This window comes from Microbacterium paraoxydans, assembly GCF_900105335.1.
GTDB classification, from domain to species: Bacteria; Actinomycetota; Actinomycetes; order Actinomycetales; family Microbacteriaceae; genus Microbacterium; species Microbacterium paraoxydans.
This window is the reverse complement of sequence record NZ_LT629770.1, coordinates 3,075,936-3,102,069: the sequence shown is the minus strand read 5'-3', so window position 1 is coordinate 3,102,069 and position 26,134 is coordinate 3,075,936. Positions and strand designations below refer to the sequence as shown.

The 26,134-nt window shown below is 70.3% G+C and carries 30 protein-coding genes; 17 read left to right on the top strand and 13 right to left on the bottom strand.

The features are described from left to right. The first annotated feature begins 53 nt into the window (after nt 1-53). Nucleotides 54-1,346 (top strand): DHA2 family efflux MFS transporter permease subunit, encoded by a 1,293-nt coding sequence (locus tag BLU02_RS15175; RefSeq protein ID WP_231919593.1) that lies wholly within the window; start codon nt 54-56, stop codon nt 1,344-1,346. A 30-nt stretch (nt 1,347-1,376) separates the two neighbouring features. Here the strand turns inward: BLU02_RS15175 and BLU02_RS17635 are convergent, their stop codons facing one another. Next, the gene (locus tag BLU02_RS17635; protein WP_167627859.1) at nt 1,377-1,523 is read right to left on the bottom strand and encodes a hypothetical protein; all 147 of its coding nucleotides are present in this window, start codon (nt 1,521-1,523) and stop codon (nt 1,377-1,379) included. A 127-nt stretch (nt 1,524-1,650) separates the two neighbouring features. On the opposite strand from BLU02_RS17635, the gene BLU02_RS15170 reads away from it, so the two are divergent. Both BLU02_RS15170 and BLU02_RS15165 read left to right on the top strand, forming a co-directional pair. Then, nucleotides 1,651-2,244 (top strand): carboxymuconolactone decarboxylase family protein, encoded by a 594-nt coding sequence (locus BLU02_RS15170; RefSeq protein WP_060921357.1) that lies wholly within the window; start codon nt 1,651-1,653, stop codon nt 2,242-2,244. Between the two features lie 23 nt (nt 2,245-2,267). Continuing rightward, nucleotides 2,268-2,852: a 1-acyl-sn-glycerol-3-phosphate acyltransferase gene (locus BLU02_RS15165; protein ID WP_060921358.1), complete on the top strand. Its 585-nt coding sequence runs from the start codon at nt 2,268-2,270 to the stop codon at nt 2,850-2,852. A gap of 4 nt (nt 2,853-2,856) precedes the next feature. Here BLU02_RS15165 and BLU02_RS15160 read toward each other — a convergent pair whose 3' ends face one another. After that, nucleotides 2,857-3,060 carry a hypothetical protein gene (locus BLU02_RS15160; protein WP_025102919.1) on the bottom strand — a complete coding sequence of 68 codons (204 nt, stop codon included), beginning with the start codon at nt 3,058-3,060 and terminating at the stop codon, nt 2,857-2,859. Nucleotides 3,061-3,140: 80 nt separating this feature from the next. Between BLU02_RS15160 and BLU02_RS15155 the strand changes: the two genes are divergently transcribed. After that, a complete protein-coding gene (locus tag BLU02_RS15155) occupies nt 3,141-3,686 on the top strand; it encodes a DUF6328 family protein (RefSeq protein ID WP_060921359.1) in 546 nt (181 codons plus the stop codon). Between the two features lie 34 nt (nt 3,687-3,720). Here the strand turns inward: BLU02_RS15155 and BLU02_RS15150 are convergent, their stop codons facing one another. Then, on the bottom strand, nt 3,721-4,281 hold the full coding sequence (locus BLU02_RS15150; protein ID WP_060921360.1) for a Dps family protein: 561 nt from the start codon (nt 4,279-4,281) through the stop codon (nt 3,721-3,723). A gap of 119 nt (nt 4,282-4,400) precedes the next feature. On the opposite strand from BLU02_RS15150, the gene BLU02_RS15145 reads away from it, so the two are divergent. From BLU02_RS15145 to BLU02_RS15135, 3 genes are all read left to right on the top strand, one after another. Beyond that, nucleotides 4,401-4,889 (top strand): GNAT family N-acetyltransferase, encoded by a 489-nt coding sequence (locus BLU02_RS15145; protein ID WP_174521417.1) that lies wholly within the window; start codon nt 4,401-4,403, stop codon nt 4,887-4,889. Between the two features lie 108 nt (nt 4,890-4,997). After that, nucleotides 4,998-5,297, top strand: coding sequence for a hypothetical protein (locus BLU02_RS15140; RefSeq protein ID WP_060921362.1), 300 nt, complete (start codon nt 4,998-5,000; stop codon nt 5,295-5,297). Nucleotides 5,298-5,419: 122 nt separating this feature from the next. Then, nucleotides 5,420-6,082: a hypothetical protein gene (locus BLU02_RS15135; protein ID WP_060921363.1), complete on the top strand. Its 663-nt coding sequence runs from the start codon at nt 5,420-5,422 to the stop codon at nt 6,080-6,082. 15 nt (nt 6,083-6,097) lie between these two features. Here BLU02_RS15135 and BLU02_RS15130 read toward each other — a convergent pair whose 3' ends face one another. Both BLU02_RS15130 and BLU02_RS15125 read right to left on the bottom strand, forming a co-directional pair. Then, nucleotides 6,098-6,667: an alpha/beta fold hydrolase gene (locus BLU02_RS15130; RefSeq protein WP_060921364.1), complete on the bottom strand. Its 570-nt coding sequence runs from the start codon at nt 6,665-6,667 to the stop codon at nt 6,098-6,100. 144 nt (nt 6,668-6,811) lie between these two features. Further along, the gene (locus tag BLU02_RS15125; RefSeq protein ID WP_060921365.1) at nt 6,812-8,209 is read right to left on the bottom strand and encodes a M20/M25/M40 family metallo-hydrolase; all 1,398 of its coding nucleotides are present in this window, start codon (nt 8,207-8,209) and stop codon (nt 6,812-6,814) included. 194 nt (nt 8,210-8,403) lie between these two features. Here BLU02_RS15125 and BLU02_RS15120 point away from each other — a divergent pair, with 194 nt between their 5' ends. The 6 genes from BLU02_RS15120 to BLU02_RS15095 all read left to right on the top strand — a co-directional run bounded on the left by BLU02_RS15120 (nt 8,404) and on the right by BLU02_RS15095 (nt 13,959). Continuing rightward, complete coding sequence (locus BLU02_RS15120; RefSeq protein ID WP_060921366.1) at nt 8,404-9,285, top strand: manganese catalase; 882 nt, start codon at nt 8,404-8,406, stop codon at nt 9,283-9,285. Nucleotide 9,286: 1 nt separating this feature from the next. Beyond that, complete coding sequence (locus BLU02_RS15115) at nt 9,287-10,339, top strand: SDR family oxidoreductase (protein WP_083371040.1); 1,053 nt, start codon at nt 9,287-9,289, stop codon at nt 10,337-10,339. Between the two features lie 145 nt (nt 10,340-10,484). Beyond that, entirely contained in the window at nt 10,485-12,845 is a 2,361-nt protein-coding gene (locus tag BLU02_RS15110; protein WP_083371039.1) for a glycoside hydrolase family 65 protein, read from the top strand. Nucleotides 12,846-12,929: 84 nt separating this feature from the next. Then, entirely contained in the window at nt 12,930-13,187 is a 258-nt protein-coding gene (locus BLU02_RS15105; RefSeq protein WP_060923504.1) for a hypothetical protein, read from the top strand. Continuing rightward, entirely contained in the window at nt 13,184-13,678 is a 495-nt protein-coding gene (locus tag BLU02_RS15100) for a BLUF domain-containing protein (protein ID WP_060923505.1), read from the top strand. The genes BLU02_RS15105 and BLU02_RS15100 overlap by 4 nt, the downstream gene beginning before the upstream one ends. After that, nucleotides 13,675-13,959: a hypothetical protein gene (locus BLU02_RS15095; protein WP_060923506.1), complete on the top strand. Its 285-nt coding sequence runs from the start codon at nt 13,675-13,677 to the stop codon at nt 13,957-13,959. The genes BLU02_RS15100 and BLU02_RS15095 overlap by 4 nt, the downstream gene beginning before the upstream one ends. Here BLU02_RS15095 and BLU02_RS15090 read toward each other — a convergent pair. From BLU02_RS15090 to BLU02_RS15080, 3 genes are all read right to left on the bottom strand, one after another. Further along, a complete protein-coding gene (locus BLU02_RS15090) occupies nt 13,956-15,398 on the bottom strand; it encodes a GTP pyrophosphokinase (RefSeq protein WP_060923507.1) in 1,443 nt (480 codons plus the stop codon). The two genes, BLU02_RS15095 and BLU02_RS15090, sit on opposite strands and share 4 nt — an antisense overlap. Nucleotides 15,399-15,474: 76 nt before the next feature. Continuing rightward, a complete protein-coding gene (gene ychF / locus BLU02_RS15085) occupies nt 15,475-16,548 on the bottom strand; it encodes a redox-regulated ATPase YchF (RefSeq protein ID WP_060923508.1) in 1,074 nt (357 codons plus the stop codon). Nucleotides 16,549-16,661: 113 nt separating this feature from the next. Then, nucleotides 16,662-17,402 (bottom strand): class I SAM-dependent methyltransferase, encoded by a 741-nt coding sequence (locus BLU02_RS15080; protein ID WP_060923509.1) that lies wholly within the window; start codon nt 17,400-17,402, stop codon nt 16,662-16,664. Nucleotides 17,403-17,461: 59 nt separating this feature from the next. Between BLU02_RS15080 and BLU02_RS15075 the strand changes: the two genes are divergently transcribed. Both BLU02_RS15075 and BLU02_RS15070 read left to right on the top strand, forming a co-directional pair. Next, a complete protein-coding gene (locus tag BLU02_RS15075; RefSeq protein WP_083371038.1) occupies nt 17,462-18,055 on the top strand; it encodes an exonuclease domain-containing protein in 594 nt (197 codons plus the stop codon). 51 nt (nt 18,056-18,106) lie between these two features. Next, nucleotides 18,107-19,375, top strand: a complete 1,269-nt coding sequence (locus tag BLU02_RS15070; RefSeq protein WP_060922699.1) for a DNA recombination protein RmuC — start codon at nt 18,107-18,109, stop codon at nt 19,373-19,375. 36 nt (nt 19,376-19,411) lie between these two features. Here the strand turns inward: BLU02_RS15070 and BLU02_RS15065 are convergent, their stop codons facing one another. Both BLU02_RS15065 and glpX read right to left on the bottom strand, forming a co-directional pair. Continuing rightward, a complete protein-coding gene (locus BLU02_RS15065; RefSeq protein WP_060922698.1) occupies nt 19,412-19,699 on the bottom strand; it encodes a hypothetical protein in 288 nt (95 codons plus the stop codon). Between the two features lie 171 nt (nt 19,700-19,870). Further along, nucleotides 19,871-20,857 carry a class II fructose-bisphosphatase gene (gene glpX / locus BLU02_RS15060; RefSeq protein ID WP_060922697.1) on the bottom strand — a complete coding sequence of 329 codons (987 nt, stop codon included), beginning with the start codon at nt 20,855-20,857 and terminating at the stop codon, nt 19,871-19,873. Nucleotides 20,858-21,044: 187 nt separating this feature from the next. Here glpX and fbaA point away from each other — a divergent pair, with 187 nt between their 5' ends. After that, entirely contained in the window at nt 21,045-22,073 is a 1,029-nt protein-coding gene (gene fbaA / locus BLU02_RS15055; RefSeq protein ID WP_060922696.1) for a class II fructose-bisphosphate aldolase, read from the top strand. Nucleotides 22,074-22,137: 64 nt separating this feature from the next. On the opposite strand, the gene BLU02_RS15050 is transcribed toward fbaA, so the two are convergent. The 3 genes from BLU02_RS15050 to BLU02_RS15040 form a co-directional block, all read right to left on the bottom strand. Next, nucleotides 22,138-22,665, bottom strand: a complete 528-nt coding sequence (locus tag BLU02_RS15050; protein WP_060922695.1) for a DUF6264 family protein — start codon at nt 22,663-22,665, stop codon at nt 22,138-22,140. Between the two features lie 235 nt (nt 22,666-22,900). Beyond that, a complete protein-coding gene (locus BLU02_RS15045) occupies nt 22,901-23,692 on the bottom strand; it encodes an IclR family transcriptional regulator (RefSeq protein ID WP_060922694.1) in 792 nt (263 codons plus the stop codon). A gap of 2 nt (nt 23,693-23,694) precedes the next feature. After that, nucleotides 23,695-24,741 carry a 4-hydroxy-3-methylbut-2-enyl diphosphate reductase gene (locus BLU02_RS15040; protein ID WP_167627867.1) on the bottom strand — a complete coding sequence of 349 codons (1,047 nt, stop codon included), beginning with the start codon at nt 24,739-24,741 and terminating at the stop codon, nt 23,695-23,697. Nucleotides 24,742-24,841: 100 nt separating this feature from the next. Here BLU02_RS15040 and xseA point away from each other — a divergent pair, with 100 nt between their 5' ends. Beyond that, nucleotides 24,842-26,119 carry an exodeoxyribonuclease VII large subunit gene (gene xseA / locus BLU02_RS15035; RefSeq protein WP_060922692.1) on the top strand — a complete coding sequence of 426 codons (1,278 nt, stop codon included), beginning with the start codon at nt 24,842-24,844 and terminating at the stop codon, nt 26,117-26,119. Nucleotides 26,120-26,134: the final 15 nt, after the last annotated feature.

The following is a 26,134-nucleotide window of genomic DNA, read 5'->3' as shown; positions in this document are numbered from 1 at the left end:
GTGCGCGGCGACTCGCTCGCTCCGCTGTGCAGCGATCCGCAAACACCCGTAAGATGGCTAGTAACGTCAATGCTTTCATGCTCACCATGGCGGTGGTCATCCCGACCACCGGCTTCATCCTGCAGCGCTTCACGACGCGGCAGGTCTTCATCGCCGCGATGACGGCCTTCTCGCTCGGCACGCTCGTGGCGCTCGTGGCGCCCGGCTTCTCCGTGCTGCTCGCGGGCCGCGTGATCCAGGCGGCGGGCACCGGCATCATGATGCCGCTGCTGATGACGACGATCATGAACGTCGTGCCGGCGCAGTCGCGCGGCCGCATGATGGGCCGCGTCGGCCTCGTCATCTCGCTCGCGCCCGCCATCGGCCCGACGCTCGCGGGCGCCGTGCTCGACGCGTTCAACTGGCGTGCGCTGTTCGCGATCGTGCTGCCCATCGCCCTGATCTCGCTCGGCATGGGTGCGAAGTGGATGACGAACCTCGGCGAGACCCGCAAGGCTCCGCTCGACGTGCTGTCCATCCCGCTCGCGGCGCTGGGTTTCGGCGGCATCGTCTTCGGCCTCAGCCAGTTCGGCGGCGAAGGCGGTGCGGGCGGCACGACTGGCGTCATCGCCCTGGTCGTCGGCGCCGTCTCGCTCGCCCTCTTCGTCTGGCGCCAGCTCGTGCTGCAGCGGGTGGACGACGCGCTGCTCGACCTGCGCGTGTTCCGTTCGGCGAACTTCTCGCTGGCCGTCATCATCATGACGATCCTGGCCCTGTCGATGTTCGGCACGCTCACGCTGCTGCCGCAGTACCTGCAGAACGTCGCCGGACTCAGCGCTCTGGAGTCGGGCCTCATCCTGCTCCCCGGTTCGGTGCTGATGGGCCTCCTCGGACCGATCATGGGTCGTGTGTACGACGCGAAGGGCACCCGACCGCTGCTCATCCCCGGCACGATCCTCGTCTCGGCCTCGCTCTTCTTCTACTCGACGGTCGGCGAGCACACCGTGTGGTGGCTGCTGATCGTCGTACAGGCGGCCATGTCGGTCGGCCTCGCGATGTCGTTCACGCCGCTGTTCTCCTCGTCGCTGGGGTCGCTGCACCGCTCGCTGTACTCGCACGGCTCCGCGGTGCTGAACACGCTGCAGCAGGTCGGCGGCGCGGCCGGTGTCGCGCTGCTCACGGTCACGTACTCGGCCATCCTGCACGCCGGCGAGGACGAGGGCCTGTCGCGGGCGGTGGCGGGTGCCCCCGGTGCGCGGACGGCGTTCCTCATCGCGGCGATCATCTCGCTCGCGGCGGTCGCGCTCAGCCCGCTGGTGCGCAAGCCCGCCGACGACATCGGCGATGCGGCGCACGGCGGTCACTGACCGCGCAGAGACACCGACGGCGTCTGCTGCTCACCGCTCCTTGGGAGCGGGGATGTGGCAGACGCCGTTGCTGCAGTAGCCGGCGGCATCGCCGTCGAGCAGCTCGATCGCACCCGGCAGCGGCTGCAGCCCGAGCGGCGCGTCCTGCCCGGTGTTCTCCTGCTTCGATTCGGTCATCCCTCGATCGTACGCCTGCCAGGAGCGCCGGGCGCCGCACGTTCTTCTCTCCGACCCGAGAGCGGCGTATCGTTCCCGGCGAGGGGGTGCGCACCCTCGCCGCGCCTCCCGGAGCCGAGGAGGCGCCATGATCATCCACCCTCCCGAGCGGGCCACCGCGACCGGCCACGTCGCCGCGATGTACGAGAGCGACCTCGCCGACGACGGCATCGTGTTCGCACACACCAGGGCCATGGCCGTGAACCCCGAAGCCCACGCCGCGTTCGAGGCGCTCGTCCGTGCGGTCGTCCCGTCGATCGGCGTCCGCGTGTACGAGGCCGCGACCCTCGGGGCGGCGCGGGCCCTCGGATCCGCGCACTGTCTGCTCGCCCACGGCCGCCGCTCCCTCCGCGCCGGAGTCGTCGACGAGGAAGGACTCGCCGCCTTCGCCGCCGGAGACGACAGCGGTTTCACGGAGCAGGAGCAGGTCGTGATCCGCTTCGCCGCACGCCTGTCGACCGATCCGTCGGCGATGACCGATGCGGAGACGCAGGAGCTGCGCGAGGCCGGGTTCAGCGACCGGCAGATCGTGGACATCACCCTGGCGGCGGCGGCGCGCAACTACTTCAGCAGGGCACTGCTCGCGCTCGCCGTCCCCGTCGAGGACGTCCCCGGGCTGGATCCCGCACTCGCCGCGGCGCTCACGCACGCCTCCGCGGCCGGCCCGCCAGGCGATCGATAGGCCGCTCCCCTTAATCTGGACGGATGCTCCGACGATTCCTCGCCCGCGTGTACTGGGCCGTCAGCCGGTGGACCCTCGTCGCCGACGCCGCCCCCACGCGTCCGACCGTCCTGATCGGCGCCCCGCACACCTCGAACTGGGACTTCGTGCTCATGCTCGCGATCGCCTGGCGGCTGGGCATCGAGGTCCACTGGCTGGGTAAGAAGAGTCTGTTCCGCGGCTGGCGCGGCCCGATCATGCGCGGCCTCGGCGGCATCGCCGTCGACCGGGCGGATCCGGCGCGCATCGTCGGCGAGGTCGTGGAGCAGGTGCACGCCGGGACCGTGTTCGGCCTCGTCGTCACCCCCGACGGCACCCGCGGCGGCAACGAGTACTGGAAGAGCGGCTTCTACCGGATCGCGCGTGCCACCGGCATGCCGGTCACCCTCGGCTTCGTCGACCGCCACACCATGACGACCGGCCTCGGGCCGACGATCGACCTCACGGGAGACGTGGCCGCCGACATGGACCGGATCCGCGCGTTCTACGCCGACAAGCACGGCGTGCGTCCGGAGCGCCGCACGGAGCCGCGGCTGCGCGAGGAGACGGCCGAGCGGCCGGAGGGCTGACGCCTCACTCCTCCGCGGGCGCGTGGTCTCGGGCGTACGCGAGGTCGTCGTCGGACAGCGACTCGATCATCCCGACCACCGCTCCGGTGATCTCCCGGATCTCCTCGCGGACATCCTCATCGAGGTGCCGCGAGCCGCTGCCGATGACCGCTCGGCGCGCCTCGTCGGACAGCTCCGGCCACCATTCGTCGATCGGGGGTAGCGTCATCGGGGTCCTTTCCTGAGGCCTGTCCGCCGGGCCGCGCAAGGTCCTGGACAGCGGCGGATCGTGCCCACGAGACTATCGCCATGAGAGCAGAACCCCGTGGCGACGCGGACGAGCGCGACGACCGCGATGACGGTCGCGACGAGACCCCGAATGAGCGCGCGGACCGCAACTGGGAGGAGCTGCTGCAGGAGCTGCGGGTCATGCAGACCGGCACGCAGATCCTCACCGGCTTCCTCCTGGCGGTCGCGTTCCAGCCGCGCTTCACCGATATGGACGAGTTCCAGCGCGATCTGTACGTCGTGCTCGTGGCCCTCGCCGCTCTCGCGACGATCCTCGCCCTCGCCCCCGTCGGCATCCACCGGGCCCTGTTCGGCAGCAGGCTGAAGCCCGAGCTCGTCCGGACGGCGGCGCGGTTGGTGAAGATCGATCTGTTCGTGATCGGCGCCCTCACGATCGGCGTCACGACCCTCATCGTCGACTTCACGGTCAGCCGGACCGCCGGGATCGTCGCGCTCATCGCGTCCCTCGTGCTCGTCGTCGGACTGTGGATGGCGCTGCCCGGCCTGCTGCGGCGCGCCCGATCCCGGGCGCGGTCACACGACGGACCGCCGCCCCCGTCGGCGTGAGCGCGACGAGGGCGGCGGTCCGACAGCGGGTCGATCAGCGACCGGCGGGGCTGCGGTTCTCCGCGCTCACCATCCAGGCGAACTGCTCCAGCCGCTCGATGACGGCGTGCAGCAGATCGGCGGACGTCGGGTCCTCTTCGTCGACGGCGTCGTGCACGTCGCGCATCGTCCCGACCGCGGCCTCGAGGCGCGCGGTGACGAGGTCGATGGTCTCCGTCGTGGACACCTCGCCGGTCGGGAACTCCGGCAGCGTGGTCGTCTTCGCGATCGTGGCGCTGCGGCCGTCGGGGACGGCGTGCAGCGCGCGCATGCGCTCCGCGATGGTGTCGCTGAACGTCCGGGCGTCCTCGATGATCTCGTCGAGCTGACGGTGGGTGTCGCGGAAGTTGCGTCCGACGACGTTCCAGTGCGCCTGCTTGCCCTGCAGCGAGAGTTCGAGCAGATCGACGAGCACGGCCTGCAGGTTCGCCGCGAGGGTCGGGGATGCCGTGAACCCCTTCTCCGCGTTCTGCTGGCGGGTGGTCTTGACGCCCGCCTTCGCCGCCCCGTTCTTGCTGCTGGAGCTGCCGGACTTCTTGGTCTTCGTGTCTGCCATGGTGTGACCTCCTCCCGGCACGGTAGCCCGCAGCGCGGCCCGTTCCGAGGGGGTTGACACCCGCCGGTCGCACCCCTGAACGTGAGGAAGGCGACAAGGCCATCGAGAAAGGCGGAACAGTGGGAACAGCAGCACAGGAGGATCGACCCGAGGTGGTCGTCGCCCCTCTGACCGCGGCGGATGCCGGCGAGGTGCTCACGATCCAGCGGGCGGCCTTCGTGTCGGAGGCGGCGATCTACGGGAGCGTCGACATGCCGCCCCTGACCCAGACGCTCGCCGAGATGGAGGCCGAGCTCACCTCGGAGCGCGGCCTGGGTGCCCGGATCGACGGCCGCCTGGTCGGAGCCATCCGGTTCGTCGAGGACGACGACCTGCTCCTGATCGGACGGATCGCGATCGCTCCCGACATGCAGGGCGAGGGCATCGGCCGGAAGCTCCTCGAGGCGGCGGAGCAGGCCTCCGACGCCCGCGAGGCCGAGCTCTTCACCGGAAGCCTCAGCGAAGCGAACATCCGGCTGTACGAGTCCTGCGGCTACGAGGAGCGCGAACGGGTGCCGCAGGGCGACGGCACCGCCCAGGTGTTCCTCCGCAAGCCGCTGCGAGGTTAAGGGCAGCGCCCCCGTCTGCGCAAGGGGGTCGAGGGGATCCGGGGCGATGGGGAATCGTAGCCGGGACATGTCGCGACCGCGTCATGCCCCAACCGGAAAGGAGAGCTCGTGCTCACCCTCACCGACAACGCCACCGCCATCGTGTCGACCCTCGTGAGTCGGCAGAACGACGCGCCGGCCGCCGGGCTGCGCATCCACACCGCCGAGGCGCAGGACGACACGGGCGCGGCCCGTCTCGCCGTCGCCGTGACCGCCGATCCGGAGCCCGCCGACCAGGTCGTCGAGCTTTCGGGCACGCGCCTGTTCCTCGACGAGGCCGCCGCCTCCGCGCTCGACGACAAGGTCCTCGACGCGGGCGTGGACGACGAGGGCTCCGTGTCCTTCGCCGTGCTCCCTCAGGTCGCCTGAGACCTCAGACTTCGGACGCCGCGGCCGCCTCGGCCGCGGCGTCCGTCCGTCTCCGAGCACGGTCCGATAACGAGAACCGCGCCACCTTCGGCGGCGGCCCCGAGCGCTCTAGCATCGGGACCATGCGACGACCCTCTTCCCTCCTTCTCGCCCTCGCCGCCACCGCGCTCGCCGTGACGGCCTGCGCTCCGGCGACCTCAGCCGAGCCGTCCGCGTCCCCTCGTCCCTCGGAGACCACCAGCGCATCGCCGACGCCGACAGAGACCGCCTCCGCGCACATCGTCGTGTCGCTGGACGGTCTGACGGTCACCGGCGCGGAAGAGCGGAGCGCTGACTACACGGATTCCGCCGCCATCCTCGAGCTCCTCCAGGAGGTCACCGGCGAGCTTCCCGAGCCGGAGGGCGTGGAGATCTTCCCCGGCGAGGCCTCCACGCTTGAGGCGTACGACTGGGAGGGGCTGCGCGTCCTGGCCGACAGCACGGGCGAGGCCCCGGCCAGCGTCTCCGTCACCGCCGCCGAGGTCGCGGGCCTCCCGATCACGACCGAGGACGGATTCCGCGTCGGCAGCACCCGCGCCGAGCTCCGCGCCGCCGATGCCTGGGCGCTGACGGATGCGGAGGACCCGGAGACCGCGAGCGAGCTCGGGCTCGGCGGGCGCGAGGTCCCGGACACCGAGTCCCTGACCCGCCCGGGCTCCACCGGGATCATCTACACGATGTTCGTGCTCGACGGCGACACCGTCACGCAGATCATGGTCCCCGCGAACGACTTCAGCGACCTCTGACCCGCGGCGTCACCCTCAGTCCCAGTCCAGGTACTCCTCGAGCACGACGGCCGTCTCGATGGGGTGCGTCATCGGGAAGAGGTGATCCCCGCCCTCGACGACCTTGATGCTGGCGCGCTCCGGAGCCGTGGCGCGCAGGCTCTCGGCGTTCGCGGGCGGGGTGACCTCGTCGGCCGTCCCCTGGATCAGCAGCACCGGGATCACCGGGGCGAGGGGCGTCTCCACCTCTTCCACGCCGAGGAGTGCGAGACCGTTCACGCGCTCCGGATGAGCCACCGCGAACGACCGCGCGATCGTGCCGCCGAAGCCGTGTCCGCCGATCCACGTGTCGCCGAGGCCGATGTGGTCGATGACGGCGAGCGCGTCCGCGACGCGGTCCTCGATCGACGTGTCGGCGTCATCCGCGCGATGGCCGATCCGCACGACGTGGAATCCGGCCTCCTCGGCCAGGTAGTGACCGACCACACCGAGCACGTCGGCGGCCAGGCCACGCTCCTGGATGAGCACGAGCTTGACCGGCCCGTCGCCCTCGTCGACGAACGGGATGGCGCGGCCCTCGGGCTCGAAGGTCTGGGTGTCGGTCATCGGCGTCGTTCTCCTCAAGCCGTCGGTGTCAGGTTCGCAGGCGTCGTCCGCGCCGGGCTCCTGCGACCGGGCACCGGGCGGTGGCGCCTGCGTCCAGCGTAGCCCGCCGGGGGACGAGCCTCCTCCTCGCATCCCCCGGCGGAGTCATGAGGCGGCGGCGAGCTCGCGCCACAGATGCGCGAGGGTCGCGGCGCCGCGGACGAGCATGCGCAGATCGATGCTCTCGTCGCTCGCATGCCAGTGGTCCTCGGCCAGCCCCGTTCCGAGGAAGACGACCGGGGCGTCGAGTTCCCGGGACAGCAGCTCGGCCGGTCCTCCCCCGGCATTGCCCATCCGCCCCTGGATCGGCCGGCCGTGCCCGAGGGCGAGAGCGCGCTCCAGCGCATCCCGATACGGCCCCGGAGGAGAGACATACGGCTCCTGTGCGATGTCCTCGTCGAGCTCCAGACGGTACGTCGCCTCCCGGGGCATGACGTCGGCGATGAAGGCGCGGAGCGCGTCAGCGACGTCATGGTTGCGCTGGTTGGCGACGGTCCGGATGCTCAGCGAGGCCCTGGCCTCCCGCGGGATGACGGAGCGCTCGATACCCTCCGGGTCACCGGCGAGCAGCGAGATCACCTCGATGGCCGGGCGCACCCACAGGCGCTCCTTCGGGGTGAACCCCTTCTCCCCCACGATGACCCTGGTCTCGGTACGCCGCGTCCAGTCGTCCGGGTCGAACGGCAGCGCGTCGAGCTCCGCGGCCCGCTCGTCGCTGAGCGGGGCCACGCCGTCATGGAAGCCGGGGATCGCGATGCCTCCGTCCTCGTCGTGCAGCTGCGCGAGCACCCGGGACAGGACGAGGGCCGGATTCACGGTCACGCCGGAGGCGGCGCCGCTGTGCACGTCCCGGTCGGGCCCCTGCACCGTGAGCGTCGCGGTCAGCGTCCCGCGCATCGAGGTCACCGGAGCCGGGGAGTCGACCTCCCACTGCAGTGTGTCCGAGAAGACCACGAGGTCGCACGCGAACCGATCGGGGTCGGCCTCCAGGAGGTTCTTGAGGTGCGGGGAGCCGATCTCCTCCTCACCGTCGACGAGCAGCTTGAGATGCACCCCCGCATCGGGGCCGTCCACGGCGGCGAGCGCCCGCTGGGCCCAGACGTGCGCGAGCGCCTGACCCTTCGCGTCCGACGCCCCGCGCCCGTAGAGCCGTCCTTCTCGGAGCACCGGCACGAACGGCGCCGTCTCGCTCCACTCCTCCGGCTTCGCATGACGGACGTCGTGGTGGGTGTAGACGAGCACGGTGGGCGCCCCGGGCGCGCCCTCCCGCTCGGCGAAGACGGTCACCGCATCGCCCGCGGGGAGCAGCGTCGTCGTGAAGCCCGCGTCCCGCAGTTCGGCGGCGATCCAGTGGGCAGACCGCACGCCGTCGATGCGACGCTCGGGGTCCGCCGACACGGAAGGGATCTCGACCCAGGCGGAGAGTCGGTCGACCATCTCGTCCCGACGGGCTTCGAGGAACGCGCCGATCGCGTCGTCCGCGGCTGCCGTCTGATCCCCCATGCCCACAGCATGCCCGGGGGGACGCCGAGGAGGGCGGGGGTTGACGGCGCTGCCGCCGACCGGCTAACACCGGCGCGGCACCTCACGTGCCGAGTGTGATTGTCCCAGGCGACTCCGGGTTTGGAAAGGCCCTGAGTGGATCGGCCGACCGGGCGTTGCATGGCCAGCCCATCCCCAGAAGAGAGAGGCTCGATATGTTCTTCCATCGACAGGAGCTCCAATTCTCCGCGACGCCCGAGGCCCCGGACGCCGTGTACGCCCGCAAGCTGCAGGAGGTCCTCGGCGGGCAGTACGGCGAGATCACCGTCGCCCTGCAGTACCAGTTCCAGGCATGGAACATGCACATCCCCGGCAAGTACCGCGACCTGGTCTTCGGCATCGGGGCCGAGGAGATGGGCCACGTCGAGATGCTCGCGGTCATGATCGCGCAGCTCCTCGAGAAGTCCCCGCTCGGCATCACGGAGGATGCCGTGCAGGACGACCCGACGGTCGCGGCGATCGTCGGCGGCACGGACGTGCAGCAGGGCATCGTCGCCGGTGCCGGCGCCCGCCCGGTGGACAGCAACGGCAACCCGTGGCAGGGCTCGTACATCACCGCGAGCGGCAACCTCCTCGCCGACTTCATGGCCAATGCGAACGCCGAGATGCAGGGCAGGGTGCAGGTCGCCCGGCTCTACCACATGACCGACGACCATGGCGTGCGCGATCTGCTGAGCTTCCTGCTGGCGCGCGACACCATGCACCAGAACCAGTGGCTCGCCGCCGCGGAGGAGCTCAAGGCCGAGGGCGCCGAGAAGCTGCCCGTGCCCAGCAACTTCCCGCTGTCCAAGGAGCACCGCGACGTGTCGTACCAGTACCTCAACTTCAGCGACGGCCCTGCCGCCGCGGAGGGAACGTGGGCATCCGGACCGACGCCGGACGGATACGGCGAGTTCAGCTACCACGAGGGCCCCACGACCACGGCCGAGATGCCTCCGCCTACCCACCCCGACGCGCGCTTCTACGGCACGACCGAGCTGCCGAACGTCGTGGAGAAGGTGGCCGGCGCCGCGCAGGACGCGCTCCACAAGGAGTGAGATGCCGCCATCGATCTCGCGGAAGGGGCGGTCGCCGCGCATACGCGCACGGCGGCCGCCCCTCGACGCCCAGGTGGTCGTCGTCACCGGCGGCTCCCGCGGCATCGGCCGGGAGGCGGTCCTCGGCTTCGCGCGAGCGGGGGCATCCGTCGTCCTGCTCGCCCGCGGTGAGCAGGCGCTGACCGAGACGGTCGAGGAGATCGCCGCGGAAGGCGGGGACGTCCGCGGGATCGTGTGCGACGTCTCCGACCGCCGGGCGGTGCAGGACGCGGTCGACCAGATCACGCACGCGTTCGGCCGGATCGACACCTGGGTCGGCAACGCGGGTGTGCTCCTCTACGCCCCGGTCGCCAACACCTCGCCGGAGGAGTTCCGTCGCGTCCTCGACATCAACGTCATCGGACAGCTCAACGGCGTCCAGGCGGCACTGCCGGCGCTCCGGCGCTCGGGAGGGACGATCATCGTCGTGAGCTCGGCCGAGGCCGTGGTGGCGATGCCGTGGCACGGCGCGTATGCCGCCTCCAAGCACGCGCTGGAAGGAGCGATCGACGCGCTGCGCCGTGAACTGCGTGCCGAGCGCGCGCCGGTCACGATCACGGTGGTCCGACCCGCCGTCATCGACACACCGATCTACCGTCATGCCCGCAGCCGGATGGCGTTTCGGCCGAGCGGGCCGCATCCGCATTACCGTCCGCGGTCCGTGGCACGAGCGATCCTCCATGCCGCCGCGCATCCCGCACGCACCGTCCACGTCGGTGGCGGCGCCCTGCTGCTCACCGGGGTCCAGCGTGTCATGCCGGGCGTGCTCGATGCCGCCCTCGGCCGGTTCGGGCCGCGGATGATGCACACAGCCGACGCCGCTCCGGAGCAGTTCGGGAACCTCGTCGGTCCGCTCCGCGACACCGAGCAGCGCGGCGGGCTGCCGCACCGCGGACGCGGCAGCGTCAGCACCTGGCTGCGGGTGCACCCGGGGTGGCGGACCGCAGCGGTCGTCGGCCTCCTCGGCGCGGTGCTCGCGCCCTGGCGCCGCTCGCGTCGCCGACCGCCTACCTGACCGGGTCGACGCGGCGCAACTCCCTCGTGCCGGTGCATCGGCGCGGATACCGTCGAGGTACACGGTCTCCGGCAGAAGGGAACTCCATGCTCCTCGGCATCCTCAGCTCCTCCTCGGACAGAAGCCTCGGGGCTGGGGCGCGCCGATGACGGCGCGCTTCACGGTCGAGCCGTGGGCGGTCGGCATCGAGAGCGTCGACGCGGCCCATCTCGCGCAGGAGGAGTCCGTCTTCGGTCTCTCCAACGGCCACATCGGCTGGCGGGGCAATCTCGATGAGGGCGATCCGCGGGGTGTCGCCGGCAGCTACCTCAACGGCGTGTTCGAGGAACATCCGATGCCGCATGCCGAGGACGGCTACGGGTACCCCGAGACCGGCCAGACGGTGATCAACGTGCCGAACGGGCAGCTCATCCGCCTGCTGGTCGGCGACGAGCCGTTCGACGTCGAGCATGGGACGGTCCACGCCCACGCCCGCCGCCTCGACCTTCGCGAAGGTACGCTGCACCGGGAGGTCGACTGGGAGTCCGCGGAGGGGCGTCGGGTGCACATCGCCACGACCCGTCTGGTCTCTCTCGAGCACCGGTCGTTGGCCGCCGTGCGCTACCGGGTGCAGGCGCTCGACGCCCCGCTCGCGATCACCGTGCTGTCCGAGGTGCTCGCGAACGAGCCGCTTCCCGTGACCCATGACGATCCGCGGGTGCAGGAACTCCTCGCCCGTCCGCTGGAGACCGTCGCGGCATCGGAGCGCGGCGCACGGAGCACGCTGCTGCACCGCACCCGCCGCAGCGGTCTGCATGTGGCGGTGAGCACGGACCATCTCGTGCAGGCTTCCGGGCAGGGCGCTCCTGAGGTGACGACCGAGGTCGACGACGACTTGTCGCGGACCCGCATCCGCGTCGACCTCGCCCCCGGCGAGGAGCTCGAGGTCGTCAAACTCGTCGGACACGAGTGGTCGGCATCCCTCGCACCGCAGACGCTGCGTGACCGCGCGGAGGAGGCCGTGGAGGAAGCGGCTCGCCTGGGGTGGGACGCGCTCGTTGCGGGACAGCGTGCCGTCCTCGATCGGTACTGGGAGTGCGGCGACGTCCGTATCGACGGCGATGCGCGGCTGCAGCAGGCCGTCCGCTTCGCTTTGTTCCAGGTCTTCCAGGCATCGGCGAGAGCCGAATCCCGCTCCGTACCGGGGAAGGGCCTGACGGGTTCCGGCTACGAGGGCCACACGTTCTGGGACTTCGAGGCGTTCGTGCTCCCCGTGCTCACCTCGACCGCTCCCGATGCCGCGCTCCAGGCACTGCGGTGGCGTCACGCGACGCTGGATCACGCCAGGGAGCGGGCGCGCACGCTCGGCCTGCGCGGCGCGTCCTTCGCCTGGCGCACGATCGACGGACGCGAGAGCTCCGGATACTGGCCCGCGAGTACGGCCGCCTTCCACATCAACGCCGCCGTCGCGGGCGCCGTGATGCACTACGTCCGCACGACGGGCGACCGCGACTTCGAGAGGGAGGCGGGAACCGAGATCCTCGTCGAGACGGCTCGTCTGTGGGCGTCCCTCGGGCGGTGGGACGAGACCGGCGGCTTCCACATCGATGGTGTCACCGGTCCGGACGAGTACACCGCCGTGGTCGACGACAACGTCTACACCAACCTCTCCGCGCGCCGGAACCTCCGCGGCGCGGCGGCGGCCGCGCGACGACACCCGGACGTCGCCGCCCATCTCGGTGCGGACGACGAGGAGATCGCCGAGTGGGAGTCCGCTGCCGATGCCATGACCGTCCTCTACGACAAGGAGCGGCAGGTGCACTCCCAGTCGGCGGGGTTCACCGCGCACGCCCGCTGGGACTTCGACGCCACCGGCCCCGACGAGTATCCGCTGCACAGTCACTTCCCCTACTTCGACCTCTATCGCAAGCAGGTGCTGAAGCAGGCCGACCTCGTTCTGGCGCTCTACACCTCTCACGAGGAGTTCACCTGGGAGGAGAAGGCGCGGGCGTTCGCCTACTACGACGCCCTCACCGTGCGCGACTCGTCCCTCTCCGCGGCGGCGCAGGCCGTGATCGCCGCCGAGGTCGGTCACCTCGAGCTGGCATCGGCGTACCTCGCGGAGCTCGCGGCCCTCGATCTGGACGACCTCCACGGCAACACGGACGAGGGACTGCACATCGCGGCCCTCGCCGGCATCTGGACGGGAGTCACGGCCGGCTACGGAGGCATGCGGGAGGGAGACGACGGCCTGTCCTTCCGGCCCCAGCTCCCGGACGGGGTGACCCGTCTCGCGTTCGGGGTGCGGCTGCACGGGTGCATCCTGCACGTCGACATCACGCCGGCGGAGACGACCTACCGGCTGAGCGCCGGCGAACCGGTGACGATCCGGCACGCCGGCGAGGAGCTCGTCCTGCATGCCGGCGTTCCGTCGAGCCTGCCGACGCCGGACCGCGTCGAGCCGCTCACCCCGGCCCCGGTGCCGCCGCGCTGGCGGGAGCCGGGACGACCGCGCGCCGGCGACTGAGGCGGCGTTCGGTGCGTGTGCCATATCGAGGCGGGTCAGCGCAAGGCCCGAGGCGATGTCGGCCGCCCGCCGTAGGGTGGAGCCGTGCCTGATTCCCCCCACCCCGCATCGGATGTCCTTTGGGCGTGCGTCGAGGACGGCTTCCATGTCGGAAGCCGCGGCGGAGACTTCCTCGGCTACGTCGACCGTCAGCCCGACGGCCGCTTCGCCGCGTTCTCCGCGTCCGCGCAGCCGCTCGGTCTGCACGCCACGCTGAGCGACGCGACCACGGAGGTCGTCGCCCACGCCGGCCCCTCGGAGGGCGACGCCGCCCTCGGCACCCCGGAGCTGGTGCAGGGGTGACGGCGGCCAGGGCCGACGGGCTGCTCCGCCTCGTCTACACCAGCACGGCGGCACAGCCGTTCCGTGAGACCGCTCTGGAGCAGCTCCTCGAGCAGTGCCGCCGGTCGAACGCGGCGCGCGACATCACGGGCCTCCTCCTCTTCCGCGACGGGCGCTTCCTCCAGATCCTCGAAGGACCGGTCGAGGCCGTGCGCCGACTCGTCGACTCGATCGCCGACGATCCACGACACCGCGCGATGCGCATCCTGCTGGAGACGCCGATCACCGCCCGGCTCTTCTCCGACTGGTCGATGGGCTACCGGTCGTTCCGTACGGGGAGCACCGCCGCCCCCACGGGCTTCCGCGACTCCTTCGACGACCTCGTCGACGGCGCGGACACCTCCACCATGGAGCGCGCCCTGTTCGAGCTCACCCTGTGGTTCCGCACCCGCTCCGGCGCTGCGGTCCCGGTTCCGGCCGCGAGCGGCGCGGGTACCTCGCTCCGGGTATGAGCGAGCCCGCGGGCGGACCTGAGCCGTCGCTCATCCAGCAGCGCATGGCACTGGAACGGCGGCGGAACTGGGGCGTCTACGCGATCGTGTTCTCCTCGGTGATGACGGTGGGCTGGACGGTCGCGTTCCTCCTCGATGCGCCCGCCGGGTTGTGGCGCGTTCTCAGCATCATCGTGTTCGCCGCCGGGATCGTCGTCGGTATCGTCGAGACCCGCCGCGCCAGGCGCGCGCTCCGTGCGTTCGAGGATCGCCACGGGCCGGACGCGGGTGTACGGCACTAGCGAGGGCGTTCAGCCTCGTCGAGACGCTCTTGACCTAAGACTGGAGATCCATCCAGACCATCAGCGACAACGACGTCGCCTCGTTGCACACGCAGATCGAACGGCTGTGCTCGCCGCAGCAGCTCAGCCATCAGCCTCTCCGATGCCTCCCGATTGAGGTTGGAAGCGACCCACACCGCCCCGTGACCGTCTACAAGAACTTCCTTCGCACGTGTCCCCGGGGGGAGATCAGGGCTCACGTTGATGAGCCCGTCGGTGACGACAGCTTCTCGTCCGCGAGCACCGGCGATCATCCTTACGACCTCGCGCAGGGCGCCGACAGCGGTGTAAGGCCCCGCATCGAAGGTAGCCGACGGGGCACGGCTGGACAGAAGATAAGTGCGGTAACGCGTCTTTCCTCGCAGCCGGTCGTATCGCCACTCCAGCTGCAGCGCGCGATGCTTGCCGTTTCCGGCCGACTTCGTCAGCTCGATGTACTCCTGTCCGAAATGAGCCAGGAGCTCATCGTCCAGGCGTCGCACGCGCGTTACCGGCACGCCGGAGTCCATCAGCGCACGCACTTGGTCGCTATCGACGTCTTCCAATGTCGCTTCCAGCTGGTCGATGCTCTGCAAACCGCACGCCCGGACGAGTTCGAGCCCGAACTCGACCCCCTTTGCGCTTCCCTCCGCGTCATCAGAGAACCGCGACGCGAGAAAGCGGGCGAGATTCTCGATGTCGAGGTCCGAAGGCGCTTCCGATGACGCCGAATCGCGAACTGGTCGCTCCTCGACGCGCGACACCTCGATATCGATCGTCGGTCGCGCAAGGATGCGATCGATCGCTACGAACGTCTCGTCAAGCGCGCTTCGTGCGTCAGACGCGGCGCCGAACAGTCGATCGATCGTTTCCCTGTCCTGCGCGCTGATCGAATGGTACGCGGCGCCTTTGTATCGCCGCGCATGCTCAAACTCAGCCCACGCGTGTCCCGCGACGGTGCGGATCTGGACTTCGAGACCCCCGAAGGCAGTGAAGTATCGTTCGAGGTCTCCGCCCGACACTATCCAGTCTGAGTCCCTCTCCTCGGATTCGCCCGACACCACGATGTGAAGGCAATCGTAGCCTCGCAGGTGGTCCGGTTTCTCGCGGCCAGGATTTCGGTCTTCGCCTGGCAGGACGGCAAAGCGGGTCCGGATGAGTTCACGGACTCGATCTCGGTCGGTGTTGGAGTACGTGATGATACGAAGGGCGACGATGTCCGTGATCTGCGCCATCGGATCGTCATACTGCTTCAACCGTTGCTTGCGCTGAAACGAGGCGATGGACTTAGCCCGCGCAGAGACGTCATGTGGCTGGATGCTCGACTCGGCGAGGAGACGCCGTACGTAGTTCTCGGCTTCGTTCGCCGCCCGCGGCAGCCAATCCCAGCTCGTGTAGTCCACGTCATCGACGCCGCTCATGGTTCTTTGCGCTCCTTTGCCCCGGCAGACCCGCGGCGATCGAAGCCGTGGTCACCTCACCGTACTGGAGCGGAGTTCAGTTGTTGAAGCGGAACTCCACGACGTCGCCGTCCTGCATGACATAGTCCTTGCCTTCGAGACGTGCCTTGCCCTTGGCACGGGCCTCCTGCACGGATCCGGTCTCCACGAGGTCGTCGAACGACACGATCTCGGCCTTGATGAAGCCCTTCTCGAAGTCCGTGTGGATGACGCCGGCGGCCTGCGGGGCCTTCGATCCCTTGGGGATGGTCCAGGCGCGGGCTTCCTTGGGGCCGGCGGTGAGATAGGTCTGCAGGCCGAGCGTGTCGAAGCCGATGCGGGCGAGCTGGTCGAGACCCGACTCGTCCTGTCCCGTCGATGCGAGGAGCTCGGCGGCGTCCTCGGGGTCGAGATCCTTGAGCTCGGACTCGATCTTCGCGTCGAGGAAGATCGCCTGCGCCGGTGCGACGAGCGCGGCGAGCTCGGCCTTGCGGGCGTCGTCGGTCAGCACGGACTCGTCGACGTTGAAGACGAAGATGACGGGCTTGACGGTCAGGAGCCCGAGCTCACGGATCGGCTCGAGGTGGAGGCCGCTCGTGGAGAGGAGGATGCCGCGCTCCAGGGCGTCCTTGGCGGCCTTCGCGGCTTCGAGGACCGACGGGTCGATCTTCTTACCGCGGACCTCCTTCTCGTACCGCGTGATGGCCTTCTCGACGGTCTGCAGGTCGGCGAGCATGAGCTCCGCGTTGATGGTCTCCATGTCCGACGCCGGGTTCACGGCACCGTCCACGTGGACCACGTCGTCGTCGGAGAACCCGCGCACCACCTGGGCGATCGCGTCGGCCTCTCGGATGTTCGCGAGGAACTGGTTGCCCAGCCCCTCCCCCTCGCTCGCCCCGCGCACGATGCCGGCGATGTCGACGAACGACACGGCGGCGGGCAGGATGCGCTCGCTCCCGAAGATCTCCGCGAGCTTCTGGAGCCGCGGGTCGGGCAGGTTCACCACGCCGACGTTCGGCTCGATCGTCGCGAACGGGTAGTTCGCCGCGAGCACGTCGTTCTTGGTGAGAGCGTTGAAGAGGGTGGACTTGCCGACGTTGGGCAGGCCGACGATACCGATAGTGAGAGCCACGGGGTATGAGTCTACCTGCGCCGCTCTCCCCCACCTCACGCTCGCGAGGGCAGGCACCCACGCGGGGTCAGGCGGCAGGGTGGGACAAGTGCCTGATGCGGCGCGGACGCCTGTCAGTCGCGGACCGCGCGGAAGGCCCTCGTCACATAGGGCACCTCGATCACACCGTCCCCGTGCAGGCCGAGCTCGTCGAACAGGGCGTCCATCTCGCGGCGGATCCGTGCCTTCTCGGCCTCGTCGGCGGTGATCACGGCGCTGCGGGAGGCGGCCATACGATGCAGGAGCTCCCGCGTCACGGGGCGCGACCACTCCCAGCGCTCCTGCGCCAGGGCGCCGAAGGGCTCCGCCACCACGGGGTCGCCCGCGGCGAGCATGATCTCGGCGTTGCTGCCGTGCATGATGTCGGTGAGCCGGCGCACCCAGTCGACGCGCTCGTCGCGGAGGTTCCAGACGAGCCCGAGCACACCGCCCGGGCGCATCGCGCGACCGATCTCCGCCGAGGCGGCGACCGGCTCGACCCAGTGCCACGCCTGGCCCAGCACGACGGCATCCACGCTCGCGTCCGGAAGCGGCAGCTCCTCAGCGGTCCCGACGAACGTGGGCACCCCGGGGACGGCGTCGCGAAGGGCCGCGAGCATCGCGGGGTCCGGGTCGATCGCCACCACCTCGGCGTCGGCAGCCGCGACGAGCGCCCGCGTGAGCTTGCCGGTACCGGCGCCGACATCGGCGACCCGACGCGCACCGTCCGCCATCGGCTCCAGCATCCAGGCGACGGCCTCGAAGGGGTACTCGGGTCGTCCGGCCTCGTAGCTCCCGGCCGCCGCACCGAAGGATCTCGCGAGTTCGTCCGCCATGTGGCCAGCATACGGCGAGCCTGCACAGCGACGTCGGAGGCCCGGGAGAGAGTGAGGACGTGCCACTGGACTTCACTGCGATCGACTTCGAGACCGCGAACTCCAGCCCGGCCTCCGCGTGTTCCGTGGGACTCGTGCGGGTGCGGGACGGGGAGGTCGTCGCCACCGCGAACTGGCTGATCCAGCCTCCGCCCGGCCATGACGAGTTCCAGGAGTGGAACGTCCGCATCCACGGCATCCGCCCCGAGCACGTGCTGTCGGCGGCGACGTGGGTCGATCAGTTCGACCGTCTGTGCGGCTTCGCGGGTGCCGACGTGCTCGTGGCCCACAACGCCGGCTTCGACCTCAACGTCCTGCGGCGGGCGACCGAGGTCACCGGTCAGATCTGCCCGCCGTACCGGTCGCTGTGCAGCCTCCAGGTGGCACGGAAGACCTACCAGCTCGACTCCTACCGTCTGCCTCTCGCCGCCGCGGCGGCAGGATACGCGGAGTTCTCGCATCACGACGCGCTGGCGGATGCCCTCGCCTGTGCCCAGATCATCGTGGACGCGGCCGCGCGAGCCGGAGCCGCGGATGTCTTCGGGCTCGCCGACGCCCTCGGCCTCCGCGTGACCGAGCCCGCCGTGCCGGCACTGGAGCGCGCCGTCGCCTGACGCACCTGGCGTCCTCCCGGCGATGTCGGACGCCCCCGGCATCATGGAGCCATGGATGCCCTGTCGATCGTTCCCCTGCTCGTGGCCCTCGCCGCGGGCGTCGCTCTCGGCTGGTTCCTGCGAGCCGGACGCAGCGCCGCCGACATCGCACGCACGCAGGCGGAGCTCGCGGCCGCGCGAGACGACCGCGATCGCCAGTACGACCTCTATCGGGACGCGGTCGAGCACGCCCGCTCCGAGCAGCGGGCGGAGGCACAGCGCGTCCAGCAGCAGAACGCCGTGCTGCAGGCTCTGGCGCCGGTCCGCGAGAGTCTCCAGCAGATGCAGTCCAAGGTCGCCGCGATCGAGAGCGAGCGGCAGGCACAGTTCGGCACGCTCGCCGAGCAGCTTCGGCGCGCCCAGGAGTCGGATGAGGCGCTCCGCGCGACGACCGAGTCACTGGCGGGCGCGCTGCGCTCCACGTCCACGCGCGGTGTCTGGGGCGAGACGCAGCTGCGGCGCGTCGTCGAGGCGGCGGGGCTGACCAGACACGTCGACTTCGATCTCCAGGCGACGATCACCTCCGACCGCGGCCAAGGGCGCCCGGACATGGTCGTCCGCCTTCCGGGCGGCACGTCGATCGCCGTCGACGCGAAGGTTCCCCTCGACGCGTACCTCGAGGCCTCGGCGCTCCCCCTCGGCGATACCCACGAATCCCAGCGTCGCGCCCACATGCAGAAGCACGTCCGCGCCGTCCGCGCCCACGTCGACGCCCTCGCCAAGAAGGCTTACTGGTCGGGCCTCGACGCGAGCCCCGAGTTCGTCATCTGCTTCCTGCCGAGCGAGTCGCTGCTGGCGGCAGCCATCGACGAGGACCCCACGTTGCTCGACTACGCCTTCAGCCGCCGCGTGGCCCTCGCCTCCCCCGTCAACCTCTGGGCGGTTCTCAAGACGGTCGCCTACACATGGACCCAGCAAGAGGTGTCCACCGAGGCCAGGAGTCTGCTGGCGCTCGGCACGCAGCTGTACGAGCGCCTCGGCACCCTCGCGGGCCACGCCGACGACCTGCGGCGGGCGATCGAGCGCACGGTCGACAGCTACAACCGCTTCGCCGGGTCCCTGGAGTCGCGGGTGCTCGTGACCGCCCGGCAGTTCCCCGGCGTCGATGCGGAGGCCCTGGCACCGGCGTCGCCGATCACCGCGGACGGGCGGCGCTTCACCGCTCCGGAGCTTCTGGCCCCGACCGAAGCCGAAGAGGCCGCCGACGCGATGCAGGCCGACGTCGGCGAGGTCCGCGCGCGACTGGACCACGCCGCCGCGCTCCACGACCGGGAGCAGTGACGACGAGAGCGACCGGATGTTCCGACCGTGCGTGCGTCAGGCGACGCCGGGCACGCCGCTGAGCAGCACGATGACGAGGCCGCTCGTGGCGAGGAAGGCGCCGATCATCCACCAGGCACTCACCTCGTGCCCCTCGGCGCGACGGACGCGGAACAGCACGTCGGCGCGGCGAGCCGGATCGACGGCCGGCTGCGCGACCGGTGCCGGCGGGGCTACGGCTGCCGCCTCCGCATCGGCGCTCACCCGGAGGATGCGTCCGGTGTTCGTCGTGATGATCTTGGTCGGCGCGGCGCTCTTCGAGCCGCTCGTGTGCTGCGTTGTCATGCGTTCGCCCTCCTGTGCCTGCGGTGCCTGGCGGCTCCGTCGACGGCGACAAACCCAGTGACAATTGTGACACGGCAGCCGGCCGGACCGGGGCCGACCCGTGGAGGAGGCGATACCGGGTCGGTAACGATGGCGAGATTCCTGCCCGCGATCATGCCGGCAGGAGAGCCGTCACAGCCACTTCGAGACGAGGTGCTCGGACGCGATCCGCCGGAGGGTTCCGGAGGCGCCCCGCAGGACCACGCTCTCGGTATAGACGTAACCGCGCTCGCGGCGCACACCGGCGACGAGCTGGCCGTCCGTGACACCCGTCGCGACGAAGATCGTGTTGTTGCCCTGCACGAGGTCGTCCGCCTCATAGACCTTGTCCATGTCGAGACCTGCGTCGATGCCACGCTGACGCTCGTCGTCGTCGCGGGGCCAGAGCCGACCCTGGATGTGGCCGCCGAGAGCCTTGATCGCGCACGCGGTGACGATGCCCTCCGGGCTGCCGCCGACGCCCACGCACATGTCGGTGCGGGCGTCGTGGCGTGCGGCGTTGATCCCGCCGGCGACATCGCCGTCGCTCATGAGACGGGTTCCGGCCCCGGCGTCCCGGATCTCCTGGATGAGTTGCTCGTGCCGCGGACGGTTGAGCACCGAGACGACGATCTCGTCGACGGGCTTGTCCAGCGCGCCGGCGAGCTTGCGGATGTTCTCGCCGATGGGCAGGCGGATGTCGACCACGCCGACGCCCGCAGGCCCCGTGACGAGCTTGTCCATGTAGAAGACGCTGGAGGCGTCGAGCATCGTGTCACGGTCGGACACGGCGATCACGGAGAGCGCGTTCTGCCGGCCGGCCGCGGTCAGCGACGTGCCGTCGATCGGGTCCACCGCGATGTCGCAGAGCGGCCCCCGTCCGGTCCCGACGACCTCGCCGTTGAACAGCATCGGGGCGTTGTCCTTCTCGCCCTCGCCGATCACCACGCGTCCCTGGAAGTCGACCGTCCCGAGGAACGCCCGCATGGCGTCGACGGCGGCGCCGTCGGCGGCCTCCTTCGCACCGCGACCGATGAACGGAACGGCACGGATCGCCGCCGCCTCGGTCGCGCGCACCAACTCCATCGCGAGGTTACGGTCGGGACGCAGCGGGCTCAGGTCGGCAGTCAGACTCACCATGATCCCCAGCCTATCCGCGAGCAGGGGATCGTTCGGCTCGTTTTCCGCCCGCACGCGAGGAAGAAATCGCGGTTCTTAACACCACCGAAGGACGGCGACCACCGACGCGCGACTCCTCCTGCCGAAGCCGGACACCCGCCCCGATAGAGTGGCAGCTGTCCCGGCTTCACCTACCGCAGGAGTTCTCATGCCCGTCGCCACCCCGGATCAGTACGCCGACATGCTCGACCGCGCGAAGGCAGGCGGCTTCGCGTACCCCGCGTTCAACGTCTCCAGCTCGCAGACGATCAACGCCGTCCTCCAGGGCCTGACCGAGGCCGGCTCCGACGGCATCATCCAGGTCACCACCGGTGGCGCCGACTACTTCGCCGGCCACACGGTCAAGGCCCGCGCGACCGGCGCCCTCGCCTTCGCCCGCTACGCCACCGAGGTCGCCAAGAACTACCCGGTCACCGTCGCCCTGCACACGGACCACTGCCCGAAGGACGCTCTCGCGGGCTTCGTCGAGCCGCTCATCGCCGCCTCGGAGGAAGAGGTCAAGGCCGGCCGCAACCCGATCTTCCAGTCCCACATGTGGGACGGCTCGGCCGTGCCGCTCGCGGAGAACATCGAGATCGCCAAGGAGCTGCTCCCCCGCATGAAGGCCATCAACGCCATCCTCGAGGTCGAGATCGGCGTCGTCGGCGGCGAGGAGGACGGGGTGCAGCACGAGGGCTCGAACGAGGCGCTCTACACGACGTTCGCCGACGTGGACCAGGCCGTGCAGGCGCTGGGCCTCGGCGAGCAGGGCCGCTACATCGCCGCGCTCACCTTCGGCAACGTCCACGGCGTGTACAAGCCGGGCGGCGTGAAGCTGCGTCCGGAGCTGCTCGGCGAGATCCAGGCCGAGGTCGCCGCGAAGTACAACACCGGCGAGAAGCCGCTCGACCTCGTCTTCCATGGCGGCTCCGGCTCCACCGATGAGGAGATCGCCCTCGCGGTCGCCAATGGCGTCATCAAGATGAACATCGACACCGACACCCAGTACGCCTACACGCGTGCCATCGCCGATTACATGTTCAAGAACTACGACGGCGTGCTGAAGGTCGACGGCGAGGTCGGCAACAAGAAGCAGTACGACCCGCGCGCCTGGGGCAAGATCGCGGAGTCGGCCATGGCCGCCCGCGTGGTCGAGTCCACCCGCCAGCTCGGCTCGTACGGCCAGTCGCAGAGCTGACACCACCAGACACGCGAAAGGGGCCCGGCATCATGCCGGGCCCCTTTCGTCTGCGTGCTCGGGGTCAACGCACCCCGGTCGCCTGGTCGAGGTAGGCGATGAAGGCCGGGTCGCCCATCATCGGCACGACGAGGCAGAACGAGGCGATGCCCAGCGTGATGACGGCTCCGACGAGCGGGAGCCACCAGGTGAGGCGGCCACGACGCAGGCGACGGATCGACAGGGCTGCCGTGACGCACCAGCCGACCGCCAGCACGACGGCCGCGATCGTGCCCCACGTGCGGCCCGCGGCGTAGTTGGTGAACTCGCCCTCGATGCCCAGCATCCCCATGGTCTGATTCATCACGGGGACGATGTCGAGGTAGGACAGGCCGGTGACGACGACGTTCACGAGGCCGTAGGCGAGCAGCGCGATCGTCGCGATCCGATCCACCGGATGAGGGCGTGCGGGACTCGCGGCGGCCGACGCGGGAGGCGAAGACGGCGCCGGAGCGGCCGGGGCGATCACCTCCGCCACCGGGGGCAGGCCCGCGGCCAGCCGCTGCTCCTCTGGTGTGGCGAGTTCCCCGTATCGAGGGCGCTGGTCGGTCATCCCGCCATCGTATCTGCCGAGGCTCAGCCCACCCGTTCAGGGAAACCGGGTCCCCAACCGATAGCGGCCCCGGAGAAGTGGGGACTTCTCGGGGCCGCGGACGTGGAGCGCTGGGGACGCTCCTCATCCCGTTGGTCGCCGGCGCTGGGGACGCCGTAGGCGATCAGTAGGGCGTTGTCAGCCACTACGCCTTCGATCATAGGGAACCCGCGATGCCCACACCAGGGCCACGAATTCAGATGGTGAACTCGGCGTCCGGGCCGTCGGTGTCCAGGGCATCCGCCCCGAGCTGCAGGGAGAGCCGCCGCGCCGTGCGCTGCAGGTTCGACACGAGACGGCGGTTGACCACCGCCCGGTCTGCGGGCAGGGAGACGGCCAGCGACGCGGTCACCCCGGGGGCGACGACCGGAACCGCGACACAGGTGGCTCCGATCGCATACTCCTCCCGGTCTATCGCCCACCCCGGTGTCTGCTCAAGCTGGGTGAGAAGCGTCCGGCGATCGCTGATCGTCCGAGGCGTGAGCTCCTCGAGCCGGTGCCGGGAGAGGTAGTCCAGGCGATCCTCCTCGGAGAGCGCCGCGAGGATCTGCTTGCCGAGAGCGGTCGCGTGAGCGCTGGCGTGCAGCCCGACCCAGAGCTCGATGCGCGGATTCCGCACGGCGTCCACGATGTCGACGAGATGCATCTCCCCGTCCGCATACCGGGAGAGGTAGGCCGTGGCGCCCACGTCCTCGGTGACCGCGCGCAGAGCGGCGCGCACCCGAGCCAGGAACACCCCGCGAGAGTCGATCTGCTGCTGGAACGCGGGGAAGCGTCCGCCCAGCACGAGCCCGTCCGGTTCGGCACTGAGGTACCCCTCGTGCACGAGCGTGCGGACGAGGTTGTAGGTCGTTCCCGGGGTGAGCCCCGTGATCGACGAGAGCATCTTGGCCGGAAGCGGCCGCGGGGAGTTGGCGACGATGTCGACCAGGCGGAGCGCGCGTTGCACGGACCCGATGAGGGTCGGCTCCGCCTCCGCGGCGTTCACCGCTACGCACCCCCTCCAGCGGAGGCGCGGCCGCCGAGGGCACGCGCGTCGCGCTGACCCGAGGCGTCCTGACGGAGCTCCTTCGGCAGGGAGAACATGAGGTCCTCCTCCGCCGTCTTGACCTCTTCCACGTCGCGGTACCCGGCGTCGCCGATCGCGTCGAGCACCTCGCGCACGAGAACCTCCGGGACGGACGCGCCGCTGGTGACGCCCACCGTCTCCACGCCGTCGAGCCACTCCTGGCGGATCTCCTCGGCGTAGTCCACGCGGTACGCGGCCTTGGCTCCGTACTCGAGGGCGACCTCGACGAGACGCACGCTGTTGGAGGAGTTGGCAGAGCCGACCACGATGACGAGATCAGCGCCCTGCGCGACCTTCTTGATCGCGACCTGCCGGTTCTGCGTCGCATAGCAGATGTCGTCGGACGGGGGATTGTGCAGCTCGGGGAAGCGGGTGCGCAGTCGGTTCACCGTCTCCATCGTCTCGTCGACGGAGAGCGTCGTCTGCGACAGCCACACCACCTTGGACGGGTCCTTCACCTGCACGGTGTCGGCTTCTTCCGGAGAGTTGACGACCGTGACGTGATCGGGAGCCTCGCCTGCGGTGCCCTCGACCTCCTCATGTCCGTCGTGGCCGATGAGCAGGATCTCGAAGTCGTCCCGCGCGAAGCGCACGGCCTCGCGGTGGACCTTGGTGACGAGCGGGCAGGTGGCGTCGATCGCATGCAGACCGCGGTCGGAGGCGGCGTTCACGACCGCCGGGGAGACGCCGTGCGCACTGAAGACGACGTGCGCGCCCTCCGGCACCTCGTCGACCTCCTCCACGAAGATCGCGCCCTTGGCCTCGAGCTCCGTCACGACGTGGATGTTGTGCACGATCTGCTTTCGCACATAGACCGGGGCGCCGTAGCGCTCCAGCGCCTTCTCCACAGCGACCACCGCACGGTCCACCCCAGCACAGTAGCCGCGGGGGGCGGCGAGCAGGACGCGCTTGTGTCCGGGCACCGGGTTATCCTGAAGCCGCCCGGCCGCGGCGCGCACTCGTGGGATGCGAGGAGCGGGAAGATGAACGGCAGTCGAAGTCACCCCTCGATTCTACCGTCGCCCGGCTGGACGGGGCCGGTGAGCGCGCGAGCAGGAACGGGAGCAGATGACAGTCTTCGAAGCGACGACGGGACCGGGTGAAACCCCGCCGGCGGATGCCGTCGCCCCCCGCGACTCCACCGCGCAGGCGCCGACCTCGGTCGCTCGGCTGAACGCCACCATCCGCGACTTCGTCGCACGGTGGAACACGGTGTGGGTCGAGGGCGAGATCACCTCCTGGAACGTCCGCGCCGGCAACGTCTTCGCCCGTCTCAAGGACACCCGCTCCGACGCGCAGATCTCCATCCGCGTCTGGTCGAGCGTGCGCGGCCGGATCCCCGCCGACCTGGGCGTGGGCGATCACGTGGTCGCCGCCGTGAAGGCCGACTACTTCGTCCGCTCCGGGGACTTCAGCTTCGCGGTCTCGGCCATGAAGCACGTCGGGCTCGGCGACCAGCTCGAGCGCCTGGAGCGGCTGCGGGTCCAGCTCCGACAGGAGGGCCTCTTCGATCCCGCCCGCAAGAAACGCCTGCCGTTCCTCCCCCACGTCATCGGACTCATCACCGGCGAGCGCTCCGACGCCGAGAAGGACGTGCACCGCAACGCTGAGCTGCGCTGGCCGCAGGTGCGGTTCAAGACCGCGTACGCCGCGGTGCAGGGCGATCGCTGCGTGCCGGACACGCTCGCGGCTCTCGCCCGTTTGGACGCAGACCCCGAGGTCGACGTCATCATCATCGCGCGCGGCGGCGGCGACCCGCAGACCCTCCTCGGCTTCAGCGACGAGCGTCTCGTCCGGGCGGTCGCCGCGGTCTCCACACCCGTGGTCAGCGCCATCGGCCATGAGAACGACCACCCTCTCCTCGACGACGTCGCCGACCTGCGCGCGTCGACGCCGACCGATGCCGCCAAGCGCGTCGTCCCCGATGTCGGGGAGCAGCGCGCGCTCATCGCGCAGCTCCGGTCCCGGGCCACCACCCGCCTCACCCAGCGCCTCACGCACGACATCGCCCAGCTCGAGCAGCTGCGATCCCGTCCGGTGCTGCGCTCCCCCGATCCGATCATCGACACGCGCGCCCAGGAGACCTTCCTGCTCCTCGCCCGCGGCCGCGACGCGGTGACCAGGCAGCTCGACGACGCCGGCCGGCGGACGAGCGAACTGCGAGCCTCGCTGCGCGCTCTCTCCCCGGCCGCCACTCTGGCCCGCGGCTATGCGATCGCCCACCTCGAAGGCGGCGTGATCCTCCGCGATGCGTCCGATGCACCCGCGGGAAGCGCCCTGACCCTCACGGTGGATCGCGGGTCGCTCGCGGTGCGCTCGGAGGGCGAGATCGCGGAAGGCGCCTGAGCAGGCGGCGTCCGG